Genomic DNA, 17,577 nt, shown 5'->3' on the forward strand with positions numbered 1-17,577 from the left:
CTTTTTTATTTTATTTTAAATTATTTAACAGCTGCAAGCTTATTGATAGCTTCTTGATTTAAGTCATCCATATGAGCTGTCATAACTTTTTGATACATTTCTACCATTCTGTTTGCTTCAATCAGTCCTACCATTTCAGTAACTGGATTAACATTTGATCCCTGAGAAAAACCTTGGCGAATAGCATTGGAGTTTTTCAAATCTCTAATACGGGTTAGATCATCTATTTTATAGACATTATCCCCATCTTTTTGCAAAGCTCTTATATCATCTACTTGTGCTACAAATAATATTGCATTTTGAGCTCCATCAACTTCAATGCTTCCGTTTTTATCAACGCTAATTTGAACAGCACCATTAGGAATGCGTATGCCAGCATTCTGAGGATTATTAAAATAATCACTACTTAATACCTTGTATCCTTGCTTATTTACCAAATAACCCTCATCATCAAGTTGAAAATTTCCATCTTTAGTTAATCTTACTTCTCCATCTTTGGTCTGAACCAAATAAAAAGCATCTTCTCTAGTCATTGCCAAATCCAAAGGATTGTTTGTGGCCTTTAAAGAACCTAGGCTAAAATCCGTATATTCTTGAGAAACTTGCGGGATGCCATCTATTGTAGTATTTACAAAACGAGATGAATCTCTTGTGTGATTTTCTATAGGCAACTCATCCTGAGTTTCTTTAAAAATCCTTTTAAAATCTGCAATAACCACATCATCTCTTTTATATCCACTTGTATTGATATTGGCAAGATTATTAGTAATCACATCAAGTTTATTAAACTGAGTTACCATTCCGCCAGTTGCTTGATAATATCCATTTTGCATATTTTCACCTATAAATTTAAGATTTTATAACTATAAAAGCAAAGAGTGTTCCAACTTTTAAAAACAAAGAAAAATAAATATTTGAAAGATTATTAGGAGAGAATTTTAAACTATAAAAAGCAAGATTTGACTCAATCTTGCTTTAAAAATCAATTTTAATCCATTTGACGACGCAAGAAAGTTGGTGTTTCAATTTGCGCCATTATCTCTTCATCGTAACCACCGCTTACCTTTTTAAGACTTAAATAAGGATTTTTCTTAGAAGCTTGAGCTTCTTCGGTAGATTTTTTAGCTACTGTATCTTTATCTTCAAACCCTGTCGCAATAATAGTTACTTCAACTCTATCTTCCATGCTATCATCTGTGGTAGAACCAAAAATAATCTTAGCATTTTCATCAACAATTTCTTGTATACTATTTGCTGCTGCCGAAATTTCAAACAAAGAGCAATTAGAACTTGTTTTAAAATGTAAAATAACTCCCTTGGCACCTTTAATATCCATTCCATCAAGCAAAGGAGATTCTATAGCGTTTGAAAGAGCCTCTTCTATAGCATTTTCACCGCTAGCACTACCAACACCCATAAGCGCGAGTCCGCGATGACTCATGATGGTTCTTACATCCGCAAAGTCAACATTAATATCTCCATTATCAAGTAAGATAGACACCATACCTTTTACAGCACGAGCTAAAATATCATCAACCAACCTAAAAGCATCTTTAATGCCTGCTTTTTTATCAATAATGCTCAATAATTTTTCATTTTGAATTACAAGAATAGAATCACTTTCTTTTTTAAGCTCAAGGAGACCGCTTTCAGCAAGTTTTTTTCTTTGTTTTCCTTCGAATGCAAAAGGCATAGTTACAACAGAAACAGTTAAAGCTCCAATCTCTTTAGCTGCTTGTGCAATAACTGGAGTGGCACCCGTTCCAGTACCTCCACCAAAACCTGAAGCAATAAATACAATATCACTTTGACTAAGACTTGCTTTTATTTCTTCAAAACTTTCTCTAGCACTTTCTGCACCTACTTCAGGAAGCATACCAGCGCCCAAACCTTTAGTTTTTTTCTCGCCAAGTTGAATTTTAGTTTTTGCTAATGAAATTGAAATAGCTTGTGCATCAGTATTCGCTGCAATTAAATCAAGATCATTTAATCCCATTTTAACCATATGGTTAATCATATTACCGCCACCGCCACCGCAGCCTATAACCTTAATTTTTGCACCTTTATTATGTTGCATTTCTTCTACTAAAAATTCACTCATAAAAATTTCTCCTTGTTAAAATTGATTCATAATTTTATGCCAGATATTTGAAAAAACACTAGGTTTTTTTTCTTTTGGCTCTTTAAAATCTAATTGTTCTTGTATTGCAATTGTATCATTTTCTTGCAAATTTTCATCAAAAAAATCAGATTTTATTTCACTTTCTGTATCTTTTTGCAAAACAATATCTTGTTTAATTTGACGATTAAAATTTTCAATTTCCCCTTTATATCTTAATTTTTCATTAGAATCAAGTTCATAAGGCGTAAAATATCCCGCTCCATATAAACAAAGTCCTATAGCACAAGTATTTTCAGGATCATTAAAAATTTCACTAAAACCAGTAATCAAATCTTTTCTTGCAGTAGCCAGTCTAACTGAGCGATTATCAAATGTTGCAGGAGCTAGCTCATCAATACCTGCTAACTTAGTCATTCCACCTGTTAAAACAACTCCGCCACCTATAGCATTGGCATAACGATTATCACTTAAGATTTTTGCCAAAATCATCAAAGTTTCTTCCGCTCTTGCATAAATTACGTTTGAAATAATATCCAAAGAAACTTCATTAACTTTTCTTTCATCACCCATTGAAGGAATTTGTATAAGGGTATTAGGCTGTTGTGAAAGAGCTGCATAATTAAGCTTGATTTTTTCTGCTTCTTTTAAAGGTGTATGCAATGCCATTGATAAATCTTGGGTGATATTAATCGAGCCAATTTGCAAACAATCATTATATCTAATTGAATTTCCAGTATGAACAACCATATCACAAATCGCTCCACCCATATCAATCAAAACAGCACCTAATTCCTTTTCGCTATCATCTAAACAAGCTATAGCTGAAGCATATCCTGAAAGAACTATATTATCCACTCTTAAATCAGCTAATTCAACTGCTTTCTTAAGATTTTTAATATGAGATTCTTGTGAAATCACTATATGGGTTGAAACTTCTAAACGATTACCACTCATTCCCAAAGGATCATCAACATGTTCAAGATCATTAACCTTAAAATTATAAGGCAAAACATGGATAATTTCATAACCACTTGGTAGATTGGCAGTATGCTTAGCTGTACTTACAGCACGATGAATTTCTTTAATGCCTATTTCATGATTTGGAATATTAACAACACCTATGCTATCAACGCTTTTAGTATAAGCACCTGATATAGACACCACAACCCTATCATAATGAACTCCGCTCATCATCTCAGCACTTCTAACAGCCTCTTCAATAGATTTAGAAGCAAGCTCTATATTGGTAATGGCACCTTTTTTAACCCCGTTGGTTTTCGACTTGGAAAAACCAATAATTTTTAATCCATCTTCATCTTTTTGAGCAATAATGGCACAAGTCTGGGTTGAGCCTAAGTCAATTCCTAATATATTCAAAATCAATTCCCTTTATAATAAATTTTTATCGGATATATCTTTTTAAGTTCATCAACAAGTTCTTGCTTAAGCTCATTTGCTTTTAAATTTTGCAAATTTTGTTCAAGCATAGCTTTGTATTGTTCAAATTTATCGGAGTTCATATCTAATTTTTGTTTATTTATTTTATATAATATTGCTTTATTGTCATTAATGACCACATAAGAACTATTTTGATCAGTATTAAATACATTCATTAAAAAATAAGCAAATTCAGAATCGTTTAATATTTTATCGCTAACCTTTACACTCTCGCGAGAACTATCTCGACTTACAAAGCCTATATCATCGCCTTTAAAATTTACTAAACTATTTTTAGCTTTTTCTTCTAAATTTTTTCTAGCTTGTTCGCTTAAATACATAGGTAAAACTTCTTCTCTAGCTTCTTCAAAAGTTTTATTTCTTATAGGATCTACTTTATTTAGTTTAACTATGATATATCCGTTATTATAAGGTGCTGGCCGTAAAACATCTCCATTTTTAGCTTTATTCAAAAGATCAATTGGATAATAAACATCAGATTCACTAATATTTTGATCTTTTTGAAAATTATCTTTCCCATTTTTTAAATCTAAAAATTTAGCATTAGCCACATTCTTTAGTTGCATTAAGGCGTAATCTTTAGCAACTTCATTTTTAGCAGACTGAAAATCCATCACTTTACCTGCAAAATCTTTATATTTTAGTTTATTTTCATCTTGATTATAAAATTTTTCTAATTCTTTGTCGTCAATTTTCTCATTGCTAACTGGCAAAAAATAAGTTGAAATTTCATATATTTTTTTAGTTTTATAATCTTCTTTATGTTCATTCCAAAGCTTTTTTAAATCCTCTTCGTTAATCTTAATATTTTTTTTGTCATAATCAATTTTTGCAATACTTAAAGCATCTTGCATGAAATAACTAGAAGCTAACATTTTTAATTCCTCATCTTTGCTAGGAATATTAAAAATTTGATTAAGTTTATCGGTAATTACTTCATTTGCAAGTTGTGTTTCATAATCTTTTGGAGCTAAATTATTGGCATTTAAAAGTTCATAATAAATTGTTTTGTTAAAATCCCCTGTAGGATCTTGAAATTCTCTAGTATTTGCAAGTTTTTGTAAAATTTCATTCTCGTTTACACCAATACCCAAATCTTTGGCAAAATTTAACAAAAGCTTATCTTCAACAAGAGAGCTTAAAGCTATATTTTTAATGCCTAGTTGCTCAGCATTTTCTAGAGTTAAAGCACCATTGCTAATTTGATTATAATAACTTAAAATTTGTCTATATCTAGTATCAAATTCGCTAAAACCTATCTTTTCATTTCCTACAGTTGCAACACTCGAACTTCTATTGAGATTAAAATCATAAGCACCCCAACCTAAAAAGCCAGCGCCAACAAAAGCTATAGTACTAACCCATATAGTAACAACAAGATATTTTTTGTGATGTTGCATCCAAGTAAGCATATCATTCCTTGATTAAATTTAAACCAGATATTGTATCGTAGAAGTGTTTAAGTGGAGTTTAATTATAAAATTTTTACCAAAAAATATTTGTTCTTTAAATTTTATGATTTTTACAATGAAATTTAGTTATAATTATAGTTTATAAAAATTTATTAGGATTGATTTTGGAAATTCCTCATATCCCAGTTTTGCTTAATGAAGTTCAAGAGATTTTTAAAAATCTTAAAACAGGTTATTTTTTAGACTGCACTTTAGGATTTGGCGGACATAGTGAAGCTTTGCTTAAAAATCATCCTGATCTTAAATTCATTGCTTGTGATCAAGATCAACAAGCTTTAGAATTTTCTAAAAAACGTCTTAAAGATTTTCGCAATAGGATAACTTTTATGCAAAGTAATTTTAGTGAAGTTTTAGAAAAAATTTCACTAAAAGAAGAATTAAGAGGTATTTTAGCAGACATTGGAGTTTCTTCATTTCAGCTTGATAATAACGAAAGAGGTTTTAGTGTAAATTCTGACTTTTTGGATATGAGAATGAATCAAAACTCCAAAATATCGGCTTATGAGATTATTAATACTTATACAAAAGAGCAATTAACTTCCATTTTTAAAGATTATGGAGAATTACATGATGCACATTTTATTGCTGAAAAAATTTGCCTAGAAAGAAGTAAAAATCCAATCAAAAGTGCCAAAGAGCTTTATCAAATCATAGGAAAAGGTAAACAAAATCATAGAAAAATTTCCAAAGCTACTTTAGCATTTCAAGCCATTAGAATAGAAGTAAATCAAGAACTTAAAGTGCTTAAAGATTTTCTTGGGCATTTAGAAAATTTAAAACCAAAAAATTGCATTTTAGCAATCATTAGTTTTCATTCTTTAGAAGATAGAATAGTAAAAAAATTTTTCAAAAAATGGTCAAAAAACTGCATTTGTGATGAAAAAATAATGCGTTGCGAATGTGGAAATAACCATAGCCTAGGGCAAATAATAACCAAAAAAGCTATAAGTGCAAGCAAGGAAGAACTTTTAAAAAATTCTCGCTCTAGTTGTGCTAAAATGCGGGCTTTTTATTTTAATAATTTGGACAATAAATAATGCTAGAAGATGATTTTATAAAAGAACGCCAAAACATACGCCAAAAAATGCTGAAATTTTCTCGCGCCATAAATCAAGGCAAACCGCTTGATGATGATTTAAGAGATGAAATTTCTAGCGATGATATTTTAAGACGTCGTTTTAAAAAAAAGACTCCTAATAAATTCTTAGAAGAACTTGATGAAGAGTATGAGTCAAAACATGCTAAAAAATCAAATATATATTTAAAAGAAGATCTAATCAATGTTAAATTAGAAGAAAAGCAATCTCTTGCTAAAAAAATTTTTTCCAAAATGAAAGAAAGAAGAAAAGAAGAAAATAAAAAAACTAAAAAAAATTTTTTATTTAGCAGAAAAAAAGCAAACGAAATAAAAAATATCCAAACCAAAACGCAAATTCAAACAAAAAGCAATCAAGCTACCACTCAAACAAAACAAGAAAAAAAGGAACTTACAAATTCTATAGAAAAAATTCAAAAAACAGAAACTAAAATACAAAAACCTCTAATTATAGAAAAAAAACTAGATGTTAAAAATCAACCTAATATCAAGAAAAGTTTAGAAAATTTACAAAAAAAAATAACACCACAAGAAAATAAACAAGAACTTCCAAAACCATCTAATCAAGCTCAAAAAAAACAACAAAATGATGAAGATGCTCAAAAGGCAAAAAATATTTTACTAGAAGGCTTCTCTAATGCTACCAAAGAAGATAGAAACCTAAACTTCAATCATCTTCTTTTTGCAGCTTTACTTGTTAGTTTTGCATTATTTTTATTTGCCCCACAAATTTATATTAGAAATCAAATTTATTATCTTAGTAGAGAGATTGCTACATTAAGAACAGAAGAAAGTGTTTTAAACGAGGAAAATAAAGACTTAAAAAGAAGACTTGAAAATATGCGATTCCAAAATCAAATTTTAGATTATTTAGAATGAATAATCTTATCTAAAACATACTGCTCTAAATTTGCTTTTGGAATTTCTTCTTTTAAAGCTTCTTTATAAAATTCACCCGCCATTGTAGAGTACTTTTCATAAGCAAAATAAGGAAAGTGTAAAGCCCAGGCTTTTTGTATTATTTTTTTTGAGATTATTTTGCGAATATAAACTTTAAAAATATCATATCCTATAAATACACAAGCAGTAACCATAACAGCGCTCACTATGCTTATATGAAAGTCAAGCTTTGTTAAAAAATAATGAGTAATCAAAAGCAATGGCAATAAAATCACAGCGCAAAAAACACCAAAATAAATATAAGAATTTAGAATTTTGAAATTAAAATTTAGCTTAGAAGGATCTACAAGCATTCCATCGTTAAAAAGTGCATTTGCCTCTAATAAATCTCTTATAAGAACAGGTTGCTCTGATACTTTAAATAAAAAACGAAGGCTAAATTCTTTAAATTTTTTCATAATCCACGCTTTATTTTTTAATTAAAATTTTATCCAAAGAAAATTAATTCCAACTAAAAAATCATTTTCATAAATAAGCACAAGTCTTTAAATTTTTTAGATATAATTTAAAATGTCAAATTTTTAAAAATACTTTAGAAAGAAAGCCATGAATTACTATCAAGAACTTAAAAAATACCTCAACAATAATCTTTTTACAAGCTATTCTTTAGAAATTGACTTTCCTAAGATTTATAATTTCAACGCAAATCAAAAAGCCTTTAGAGATATTTTAACTAAAATTACAAAAATTTACGACAAAAACAAATTTATAAAACAAAACGAACATCAATTTGAAGATGAATTTATATCAAAAGTATTAGAAATTTTAGAGTGGTGCTTTGTAAGACAAGATGAAAAAATCATACAAGGAAAATTGGAAAAACCTGATTTTCTACTTTTTAGCAATGAAAAATTAAAAACAAAATACGAAAATTTAGACAAAGAAACAAAAAAATCAAGCAATGATTTCACAATCATTTTAGAGTCAAAAGCTTATAATATAGAAATAGACAATAAAAAAAGTAAAAGACAACCCTCACTTTCAAATTCTAAGATATCTAGGCAATCTTAAGAAAAATTATGGTTTTTTAACCAATGGTAGATTTTGGCGTTTTTATGATAATTCTATACTGAATTCAAACAAAGTTTTTTACGAAATCAATCTAGAAAAAATCATTGAAGATCAAAATATTGAAGCTTTTGCGTATTTTTATAGTGTATTTAGCGCTTTTAATTTCACAGAAAAAGAAGATCATTTAGAAATAACTCTACAAAACAATAAACTTTCAAAAATCAAAATAGAAGATGATTTAAAATCTATCATTTACGGAACCAATGGAAATGAATCTTTATTTGAATTCATAGGCTCTAGAATTTACAATAAAACAAAGGCGGATTTAAAACTAATCTATGAAAATTCTTTATATTTTATCTTTAGGCTTTTATTTATTGCTTATTTTGAAGATAAATTTGAAATTATACTGGAAAAACATAAGTATTTTAAAAGTAAAATCAGTCTTAGAACCTTACTTGAAAATTTACAAGAAGATGAAAGCTCAAGTGGTGGCTTTGGAGAACTTGAAAATATTTTCAACATTTACAACAAAGGCAAAGGCAATTTTGACATGCCTGTTTTTAATGGCGGTTTGTTTGATGAAAGCAAAACCGCTCTTTTAAGCACGCCAAAAATCTTTAACGATAAAGATTTAAAATTCATTTTAAACCAATTATTAAATTTTAAAGATAAAAATCTAAGCTTTAAAAGAGATTACAAAACTTTAAGTGTAGAACATTTAGGCACGATTTATGAAGGCTTGCTTTCTTATTTTTTTGAAATAGCAAATGAAGATATTTACTATGTAAGTTATAAAGAAAAATCAAAAGAAATAGAATGTTATTTTGATAATTATGATTTTAAAATTTTAGAAAAATCAAAAAAAGTAGAAAAATACACCTTTTACAAAAAAGGACAAATTTACCTTAAAAATACTAGCAACTCAAGAAAAGCAAGCGCAAGCTTTTACACACCTCAATCCATAGCTAATTTTTTAATCCAAAGTGCTTTAAAAGACAAACTAAACAATGAAAATATTTTGAAATTTAAAATACTAGACAATGCTTGCGGTAGTGGACATTTTTTAGTTGGAGTTTTAAATGCTATTACACACATTGTTTTATCAGATTTTGATCATTTTACAAATTTAAAAGAACTTTACGAAGAAGAAAAAGAAAATATTTTAAACTATATAAAAGATTTTGTGCAAGACTATGAAGTAGATGAGAGTGATATTTTAAAACGACTTTTACTAAAACGCATTATTTATGGGGTGGATTTAAACCCTTTTAGCATAGAGCTTACTAAACTTAGCCTTTGGATAGATAGTTTTATCTTTACAACCCCACTTTCTTTTATAGAACACCACATAAAGTGCGGCAATGCTTTGATAAATTCTAATCTAAGTGATTTTAAAGATTTGATAAAACAAAACTCAAGCAACCTTTTTACAAATTCCATAACACAAGAATTTGAAATTTTACAAGAAGTATTTGAAAAACTTGACAACCTAAAAGATACCAACGAAGAACAAATCAAACAATCCAAACAAATCTATCAAAATGAAATCACACCAAAACTTAATAAACTAAATTTATATCTAAACTATATCAACACGCTTCATTTTGTCAACAAAGAAGAATTACAAATTCTAAAAGCCCTAAGTCAAGATGATATACAAAATTTAAGCCAAAATGAACAAGCAAAAGCTATCATTAGCAAATATCAAAAAGAATTTAACTTCTTTAACTATGAGTTAGAATTTCCTGAAATCACAGAAAATCAAGTCTTTAAAGGCTTTGATATCATTATAGGTAATCCACCTTGGGATAAAACTAAATTTAGTGATAGCGATTTCTTTCCACAATACAAAAGCGATTATAGAAGCTTAATCGCTAGCAAGAAAAAAGAAATTCAAGACAATTTGCTAGCAAAAGATTATATAAAGCAAAATTACGAAAAACAAAAAGCATATATAAATGATTTAAACGAGTATTATAAAAAAACCTATCCTTTAAACAAAGGCAGTGGAGATGGAAATTTATTTCGTCTTTTTGTAGAAAAAAATCTTTCTCTTTTAAAACAAGATGGAAATTTAGCTTATGTACTTCCTAGTGCTTTGATGTTTGAAGATGGAAGCTTAACTTTAAGAAAAGAAATTTTAGAAAATAAAACTTTAGAGTATTTTTATAGTTTTGAAAATAGACAAGCTATATTTGCTGATGTGGATTCAAGGTATAAATTTGCTCTTATGCTTATAAAAAACACGCAAGCAAATCACACTCATAAAATCAAAATGATGTTTTATAAAACAGATATAAACTCATTAAAAAACAAAGATGAAATTTTAACTCTAAATTTAAAAGATATCAAAAAGCTAAGCCCAACTCACCTAGCCTTAATGAAGTTAAAAGACAAACAAGCTTTAGAAATTCTAAGAAAATCTTATAATGCTTTTCAAAACTTGTCTTTTGATTATATAGATTTTAGAAGAGAACTTGATATGACAAACGATAAAGATTTGTTTATAGAAGAGTTTAGGGAAGGACTTTTACCCTTATATGAAGGTAAAATGATACATCAATTTGATGCAAATTTTAGCCAAGCTACTTATTTTTTAGAAAAGGCTAAATTTGATGAGCGTTTAAAAAGTAAAGAACTTTATAGAGCTAAAAAAGCTACTGGGAAAGAATTAAATCCTAAATTAATAAAATACGATAGAGAATTTTTTAGACTCGGATATAGAAAAATTGCAAGTGATACAAATGAGAGAACTTTGATAGCTTCTTTATTGCCAAAAAATTGCGGTGGAGCTGATAGTACTTATAGTAACATTCCAAAACAATATGTTTTAAAAGATGATGTAATTTGCATGGATATAGTGCCTTATGAAAGAATTTTATTTGTTTTAGCTTTGTTTAATTCTTTAGTGGTTGATTTTATCATAAGAAATATGGTGCAAATCAATGTAAGCAAATCTTATTTAGAAAGAATTCCCCTGCCTCAACCAAGTGATGAAGAAATTCAAAACAATGAAATTTATAAAACCCTCGCTAAAAATGCTTTGCTTTTACAGCTTTACAATGATCAAAATCGTCATTTTGATGAGCTAAAACAAGAATTTAATATAAAAAATGAAGAAATTCCAAAAACTAAAAAGGCTTATGATATCTTAAGAGCAAAAAATGATTTATTGGTTAAAGAACTTTATGGTTTAAGTGATGATGAATTTTCTTACATGATAAGCACTTTTAAAGTTTTAAATGAAAAGCAAAGTGAATATATAACCTTGCTAAAAACTATATAAATGAAAGATTTATATAGTTTTTAAAATTTAATTTTTACCGATAAGTTCTTCTGTAATTCTAGCGATTTCTAATTCTTCATCTGTAGGAATAACAAGCACTTTAACTTTAGAATTTGCATGATTTATCATTCTTTCGCCCAAAATCCTTTGTTTGTTAAGTTTAAAATCTAACTCGATACCAAGATGAGCTAATCTCTCGCATACTTTTTGTCGAACCAAACTATCATTTTCTCCTATACCACCTGTAAAAATAATAGCATCGGTTTTTGGCAACACAGCAAAGTAGGATCCTATATATTTAACAAGACGATAACAAAACATATCAAGAGCCAAGCGTGCTTTATCATTACCTTGTTCTATCTCTCTTTCTATATCTCTAAAATCATTATAACCGCAAATTCCATATACTCCACTTTTTTTATTCATCAGTGTATCTATTTCTTCTATAGTTAAACCCTTAAGATGACTAACAAAAGGTAAAATAGCAGGGTCTAAATCTCCACAACGCGTTCCCATAATAAGTCCTTCAAGTGGAGTAAAGCCCATAGAAGTATCCATACTCTTACCTTTTTCTATAGCACATACACTTGCACCATTTCCAAGATGAGCAGAGATGACATTTAATTCATTTTGATCTTTTTGAAGAAATTTTGCCGCTCTAGAACTAACATAAGCATGAGAAGTCCCATGAAAACCATATCTTCTAATATTATGCTTATCATAAAAATCATAAGGCAAAGCATACATATAAGCAAAATCAGGCATAGTGCAATGAAAAGCTGTATCAAAAATAGCTGCATTAGCAACACTAGGTGCAGCTTTGATCATTGTTTTTATACCTGCTAAATGCGCAGGATTATGCAAAGGAGCAAAAATACTAACCCTATCTATCTCTTTAAGAACATAATCATCCACTAAACAATGCTCGCTTAAATTTCTTCCTCCATGAACTATACGATGACCGCAGCCATCAAGTGCATTTAAATCTGCTAAAATTCCTGATTCTTTAAAAAGCTCATTAACTATACTAAGGCCTTCTTCGTGATTATTTATTGTTAATTCTCTTTCAAAACTTTCATTATTTAAAGTATTTTTTAATACAACCTTTGAATTTTGCTCTCCAATTTTTTCTACCAATCCACTGGCTTTAACGATTTTATTATCAAAAAATTTAAATTTAATCGATGAAGAACCTGAATTTAAAACCAAAATTTTCATTTATCATTCCTTTCTATTGAGCTTGTATTGCACTTAAAATTACGGTATCTACAATATCATCTACCAAACATCCACGACTTAAATCATTAACAGGTTTTTTAAGACCTTGCAAAATAGGACCGATTGCTAAAGCATTAGCAGTTCTTTGAACTGCTTTGTAACAAATATTTGCTGCGTTAAGATCAGGAAAAATATACACATTTGCATGACCTGCTATCTTAGAATTTGGCATTTTCTTTGCTGCAGTTTTTGGATCATAAGCGCAGTCAAACTGCATAGGACCATCTATATTCAACTCAGGATATTTTTCTTTAGCAATCTTTAATGCTTCTTTTACAAGATCTACGCTTTCTCCTTTACCGCTATCACCACTAGAATAAGAAAGCAAAGCTATTCTTGGTTCAAGTCCAAAAGATTTAGCAGTCATAGCACTTACATAGGCACTAGTTGCAAGTTGCTCAGCACTTGGGCTTGGATTTACAGCACAATCAGCAAAAGCTAAAACTTGATCTTCAAGTCCCATAAAGAAAATTCCTGAAACGGAACTAATACCTTCTTTAGTTTTAATAAGCTGTAATGCAGGGCGAATCGTTTCAGCCGTAGTAGTTGATGCTCCACTAACCATAGCATCAGCTTTTCCAGTGTGTATAAGTAAAGTTCCAAAATAAGTTTTATCTTGAACTAGCTTCCTAGCCTCTTCTAAACTCATACCTTTAGATTTTCTTGCTTCATAAAGAATAGAAGCAAATTCTTGATTATATTCTGATTTGAGTGGATTTATAATCCGTATAGTATTTAAATCAAGACTTAATTTAGCACTATCTTGCTTGATTTTTTCTTCATCACCCAATAAAATAAGATCAACAACTTTACTTTTCAATAAAATTTCAGCAGCTTTTAAAATTCTCTCATCATTACTTTCTGGCAAAACAACGGTTTTTTTATTTTTTATACTTTGTTTAATCAATTCATATTTAAAACGATGAGGAGTTATAAAATCATATTCTTTAAGTTTTTGCACTTCTTCAAAATTAAAATTTTCATTAATCAAAACATAATTACGACCATCTAGAGCATGATCGAAATATTTTTGAGCTATAAGTTTATCTTCATCATTGATAATAGCAGCAATAGGTGTATTAAGATTTTTAGCTAATTTTATACTAAGATCAAATCCATCAAGTATTCCAAATTCGCAAAAACTATTTACAAGCACAAAATCGTATTTGCGTTTTAACTCTTCGTATTCTTCTAAAATAACATTAAAAAAATTATGAGGATCTTTGCTAAATTCTTCCATTGCCTCTCTAAAGGTAAAACCATAGGCGCTTTTTACGGTTTGATTGATATTAAATTCTTCCAACCAACCCTGCAAAACAGGAACGCGATGTATGTATATCACAGGGCAATAAATTGCGATATTTTTGTAAATTTTGCTATAATTTTTAAGCAAATTTGTACTAATAATAGTATTTAACTCATCACTTCTAGATCTCATCAAATAAAGATTTGCCATCATTTTCTCCTTGAATTTATAAATGTGGAACACTCTTTGCTTTTTCTAATTTTAACAAAGAAAAATAAAAATTCATATTTTAAAGGACGAAAATGAAAAAAGTTTTATTTTATGTGTTACCGTTTGTGTTTTTTGGTTGTTCTGCAACGGTTGATCCGCAAATTTCAATGAAACCACCTGCTTATGTAGAAGAACTTGCACCAAAACAAAGTAATAATATAGAAAGTGCGCCAGGATCGCTTTTTGGCAAAGGAGATAATCCTTTATTTTCAGATAAAAAAGCTATGAATGTAAATGATTTAGTTACAGTTGTTATACAAGAAAGTACCACTCAAAGCACACAAGCTAATAAAGCAACAAGCAGAACTAATACCTCAAATTTAGGCGGAGGTGCTTTAACAGGAAGTTCAGGAGTGGTAGCTAATGCTCTTAATAAAGTCAATGCTTATTCTAATATAGGCTTTCAAACCAATAGTTCAAACAACTACACAGGAACAGGCTCGCAAAGCAGAAATGAAAGTTTCAATACTACAATTTCAACACGTGTAATTAAAATTTTATCAAATGGTAATTATTTTATCGAAGGTTCAAGAGAGCTTTTAATCAACGGAGAGAAGCAAATCATACAATTAAGCGGTGTTATTCGTCCTTATGACATCGGTCAAGACAATACTATAGATAGTAAATATATAGCAGATGCTAAAATTCTTTATAAAACAGAAGGTGAAGTGGATAGAAGCACAAGAAAACCTTGGGGTAGCAAAGTTATAGAAGCGATATGGCCATTCTAAAAGCAAGGTTAAACCTTGCTTCTTGGCTTTTATTCTTTTACAGCCCTACTTTTAACCTCATCTTCAACTTCAGCTAAAAATCTATCTACAAGTTCACTTTCTTTCAGTTTAGCTACAACTTCACCATGTCTTATAACAAGTCCTTGATTTTTCCCAAAGGCTATAGCCACATCAGCGCCCTTAGCTTCACCTAAAGCATTTACCACGCAACCCATGACACTGATATTTAAAGGTTCTTTTATATGCTTAGTTTTTTCCTCTACGATTTTAATCGCACTTAACAAATCACTTTGAATCCTACCGCAAGTTGGACAAGAGATGATATTTACTCCGCTTTTTTGCACTCCGCTATCTTGTAAAATCGCCCTTGCTACACGAATTTCTTCTTCAAGCTCACCCGTCATAGAAACACGCATAGTATCACCTATACCTTTAAGAAGTAAATTTCCTAAAGCTATAGAACTTTTTACAGTGCTATGAAATTTAGTTCCTGCTTCAGTTACCCCTAAGTGAAAAGGATAATCACAAAGCGGTCTTAATCTCTCATAAGCTTCTATAGTTTTTTGAGCATCTGAAGTCTTCATGGAAATTTTAATATCAAAAAAGTCTAAATCCTCTAAAAGCTTGATATTATACATCGCACTTTCTAGCATGGCATCGACACCATAACCAAATTTATCACTAAATTGTTTTTCTATGGAGCCGTGATTTACACCGATGCGTATAGGGATACCCCGTTTTTTACATGCTTTTACCACTTCTTTAATATTTTCTTTAGAGCCTATATTGCCAGGATTTATACGCACGCCATCGATAAATTCAGCACAATATACAGCCAAATTATGATTAAAATGAATATCTACGATTAAAGGTAGAGGACTTTTAGCTTTAATCTCTTTTAAAGCCCTTGCATCAGCCATATCCAAGCACGCCAAACGCACTATATTTGCTCCTGCAAAATAAAGACGATTGATTTGTTCTAAAGAACCTTCTATATCTCTTGTTTTAGTAAAAAGCATAGATTGAACTGAAATGGGTGCATCACCGCCTATTAAAACATTTCCTACTTTGATTTGTCTGGTTTTAAATCTTTTATACTCCATAACTTCACTCTTTGAAAAATTTTAATATCAAATTTTAACTTTTTATTGCTTTAATTAAAGTTTATTTTTGATAATATATTTAAATTTCATGACATTTAAATATTTATGAATTATATATAAATTAAATACAATTAAAAGAGGTTATATGCAAAATCTTTTACTCTATATAAAAAATAACCTAACTCCAACCCTAGCTCAAATTCTTTTACAAGCTTTAAAAAATTCGAATAATGAAAAATTTTTTTACCTTTGTTTTGGAAAATATTGAAACAATTTGCACTTGGCTCAATTCTAACGAATTTAGGGATAGATATTTATCAACAAAACATCCTTATCCACCTTTAATCAATCCTAATTTTATAGAAATAGATTCTAGTCGACATTGCGCAGAATTAGCTTGGGATTTAAATTTACCCCTGCCTAAACACTATAAATTTATCTATATTTCTCCACATGGCGTTGGAGCAGCAGCATTTTTAGATACCTTAATCAATGTTGCGATGTAACTTGTTTTGCCTCCTGGGTTTTACCACCTGATAGCAAAGAGAGATATTGTATTAATTACATGTGTCTAAATGATAATACAATTGCTCAATATGCTATTAATATATCAGAAATTAATCTACCTTATTTTGATAAATATCTATCTTTATTAGATTTTAATTCTAAGATTATTTGCGGAGTTCGAGATCCAATGGGACTTTTAAAGCATAGCTGGGGAAGAGATTGGAGTAAAGTTTTAAGAAACTATCCCCCTGAATTTAATCTAACTTATGATTGGCGTTATTATATTGACTATCTTACTCATCAAAATCATAAAATTAAAATCGATATAAACGAACTACAACAAGGAGTTTTTATCATCTCTTATTTATTAAAATATTTTAACAAAGACAATGTATGCTATCTTGATATGGAAGAAATCCGCCAATCAAAGACCTTCGATACCATGAATTTACTTGCTATAAATTTTAATTTTACCCCCCCCCATAAAGATAAATTAGATTTATTTAAAATTAAAGAATTTAGAGGTTATATTCGCTATCTTTTTCCTATCACGCTCTATGCAAATTCTAAAGATATTAATAAACACCTTTTATCTTAATACTCCTAAAAATAATAAAAATTTTAATATTGATAAAACTTCTAGCATTCCCATAATTTTAGACAGAAAACATATCAATCATGAAAAAATAGACATAATACAAGAAATTATAAAAAACGACCTATGTAATGATATGGGTGTATATATTGACAAAAATGATTTTAAACAATTGGAACAAAACAATCTTTTATTTTCAACAATTAAACATTATTTGTATGATTTTTTATATCAAATTAAAATAACTATAGATGAAACAGAATCAAAAATGATGAAAGAAAAAGATGTAATAGATTATTTTATAAAAAATAAATCACTTATTTACACTTTTTTTAATATATTTGAAAATGAACTAAATCATTTAAAACAAACACATCCTCATATTATTGATTCTTGGAAATATTATAAAGAATTTGAAAAAATATACAAAGATAAATAA

At 29.1% G+C, this 17,577-nt stretch carries 11 protein-coding genes and 2 pseudogenes; 5 read left to right on the forward strand and 8 right to left on the reverse strand.

Annotated elements, in window-relative coordinates; translation table 11 throughout:
• Positions 1-20 precede the first annotated feature (20 nt).
• The 4 genes from FBF15_RS04700 to FBF15_RS04715 all read right to left on the reverse strand — a co-directional run bounded on the left by FBF15_RS04700 (position 21) and on the right by FBF15_RS04715 (position 4,992).
• A complete protein-coding gene (locus tag FBF15_RS04700; protein WP_038817127.1) occupies positions 21-833 on the reverse strand; it encodes a flagellar hook-basal body protein in 813 nt (270 codons plus the stop codon).
• 155 nt (positions 834-988) lie between these two features.
• A complete protein-coding gene (gene ftsZ / locus FBF15_RS04705; protein ID WP_002852071.1) occupies positions 989-2,101 on the reverse strand; it encodes a cell division protein FtsZ in 1,113 nt (370 codons plus the stop codon).
• 15 nt (positions 2,102-2,116) lie between these two features.
• Positions 2,117-3,505: a cell division protein FtsA gene (ftsA, locus tag FBF15_RS04710; RefSeq protein ID WP_002859607.1), complete on the reverse strand. Its 1,389-nt coding sequence runs from the start codon at positions 3,503-3,505 to the stop codon at positions 2,117-2,119.
• On the reverse strand, positions 3,502-4,992 hold the full coding sequence (locus tag FBF15_RS04715) for a peptidylprolyl isomerase (protein WP_052773631.1): 1,491 nt from the start codon (positions 4,990-4,992) through the stop codon (positions 3,502-3,504). Before FBF15_RS04715 ends, ftsA begins: the two co-directional genes overlap by 4 nt.
• 158 nt (positions 4,993-5,150) lie before the next feature.
• Here FBF15_RS04715 and rsmH point away from each other — a divergent pair, with 158 nt between their 5' ends.
• Both rsmH and FBF15_RS04725 read left to right on the forward strand, forming a co-directional pair.
• A complete protein-coding gene (gene rsmH, locus FBF15_RS04720; RefSeq protein ID WP_072233191.1) occupies positions 5,151-6,089 on the forward strand; it encodes a 16S rRNA (cytosine(1402)-N(4))-methyltransferase RsmH in 939 nt (312 codons plus the stop codon).
• On the forward strand, positions 6,089-7,027 hold the full coding sequence (locus tag FBF15_RS04725; protein WP_002873325.1) for a hypothetical protein: 939 nt from the start codon (positions 6,089-6,091) through the stop codon (positions 7,025-7,027). The genes rsmH and FBF15_RS04725 overlap by 1 nt, the downstream gene beginning before the upstream one ends.
• Here FBF15_RS04725 and FBF15_RS04730 read toward each other — a convergent pair.
• Positions 7,015-7,506 (reverse strand): hypothetical protein, encoded by a 492-nt coding sequence (locus FBF15_RS04730; RefSeq protein WP_002873326.1) that lies wholly within the window; start codon positions 7,504-7,506, stop codon positions 7,015-7,017. The two genes, FBF15_RS04725 and FBF15_RS04730, sit on opposite strands and share 13 nt — an antisense overlap.
• Before the next feature lie 148 nt (positions 7,507-7,654).
• On the opposite strand from FBF15_RS04730, the pseudogene FBF15_RS04735 reads away from it, so the two are divergent.
• Positions 7,655-11,408 (forward strand): annotated as a pseudogene (locus tag FBF15_RS04735) (Eco57I restriction-modification methylase domain-containing protein).
• A 27-nt stretch (positions 11,409-11,435) separates the two neighbouring features.
• On the opposite strand, the gene FBF15_RS04740 reads toward FBF15_RS04735, so the two are convergent.
• Both FBF15_RS04740 and pta read right to left on the reverse strand, forming a co-directional pair.
• Positions 11,436-12,626 carry an acetate kinase gene (locus FBF15_RS04740; protein WP_038816998.1) on the reverse strand — a complete coding sequence of 397 codons (1,191 nt, stop codon included), beginning with the start codon at positions 12,624-12,626 and terminating at the stop codon, positions 11,436-11,438.
• Positions 12,627-12,639: 13 nt separating this feature from the next.
• Positions 12,640-14,145, reverse strand: a complete 1,506-nt coding sequence (gene pta, locus FBF15_RS04745) for a phosphate acetyltransferase (RefSeq protein ID WP_072223312.1) — start codon at positions 14,143-14,145, stop codon at positions 12,640-12,642.
• 89 nt (positions 14,146-14,234) lie between these two features.
• Here pta and flgH point away from each other — a divergent pair, with 89 nt between their 5' ends.
• Positions 14,235-14,933, forward strand: coding sequence for a flagellar basal body L-ring protein FlgH (gene flgH / locus FBF15_RS04750; RefSeq protein WP_002852146.1), 699 nt, complete (start codon positions 14,235-14,237; stop codon positions 14,931-14,933).
• A gap of 29 nt (positions 14,934-14,962) precedes the next feature.
• Here flgH and ispG read toward each other — a convergent pair whose 3' ends face one another.
• Positions 14,963-16,036, reverse strand: coding sequence for a flavodoxin-dependent (E)-4-hydroxy-3-methylbut-2-enyl-diphosphate synthase (gene ispG / locus FBF15_RS04755; protein WP_002859602.1), 1,074 nt, complete (start codon positions 16,034-16,036; stop codon positions 14,963-14,965).
• Between the two features lie 145 nt (positions 16,037-16,181).
• Here ispG and FBF15_RS09870 point away from each other — a divergent pair.
• A pseudogene (locus tag FBF15_RS09870) lies at positions 16,182-17,577 on the forward strand (DUF2972 domain-containing protein).

Origin of the sequence: Campylobacter sp. CFSAN093233 (assembly GCF_011068165.1) — a bacterium.
Classification (GTDB): Bacteria; Campylobacterota; Campylobacteria; order Campylobacterales; family Campylobacteraceae; genus Campylobacter_D; species Campylobacter_D jejuni.

What these genes read in the sequence shown, in the direction of transcription:
- FBF15_RS04700 (WP_038817127.1), bottom strand. Translation starts at nt 833, where the DNA reads ATGCAAAATGGATATTATCAAGCAACTGGCGGAATGGTAACTCAGTTT.
- ftsZ (WP_002852071.1), bottom strand. Translation starts at nt 2,101, where the DNA reads ATGAGTGAATTTTTAGTAGAAGAAATGCAACATAATAAAGGTGCAAAA.
- FBF15_RS04715 (WP_052773631.1), bottom strand. Translation starts at nt 4,992, where the DNA reads ATGCTTACTTGGATGCAACATCACAAAAAATATCTTGTTGTTACTATA.
- FBF15_RS04725 (WP_002873325.1), top strand. Translation starts at nt 6,089, where the DNA reads ATGCTAGAAGATGATTTTATAAAAGAACGCCAAAACATACGCCAAAAA.
- FBF15_RS04730 (WP_002873326.1), bottom strand. Translation starts at nt 7,506, where the DNA reads ATGAAAAAATTTAAAGAATTTAGCCTTCGTTTTTTATTTAAAGTATCA.
- FBF15_RS04740 (WP_038816998.1), bottom strand. Translation starts at nt 12,626, where the DNA reads ATGAAAATTTTGGTTTTAAATTCAGGTTCTTCATCGATTAAATTTAAA.
- pta (WP_072223312.1), bottom strand. Translation starts at nt 14,145, where the DNA reads ATGATGGCAAATCTTTATTTGATGAGATCTAGAAGTGATGAGTTAAAT.
- flgH (WP_002852146.1), top strand. Translation starts at nt 14,235, where the DNA reads ATGAAAAAAGTTTTATTTTATGTGTTACCGTTTGTGTTTTTTGGTTGT.
- ispG (WP_002859602.1), bottom strand. Translation starts at nt 16,036, where the DNA reads ATGGAGTATAAAAGATTTAAAACCAGACAAATCAAAGTAGGAAATGTT.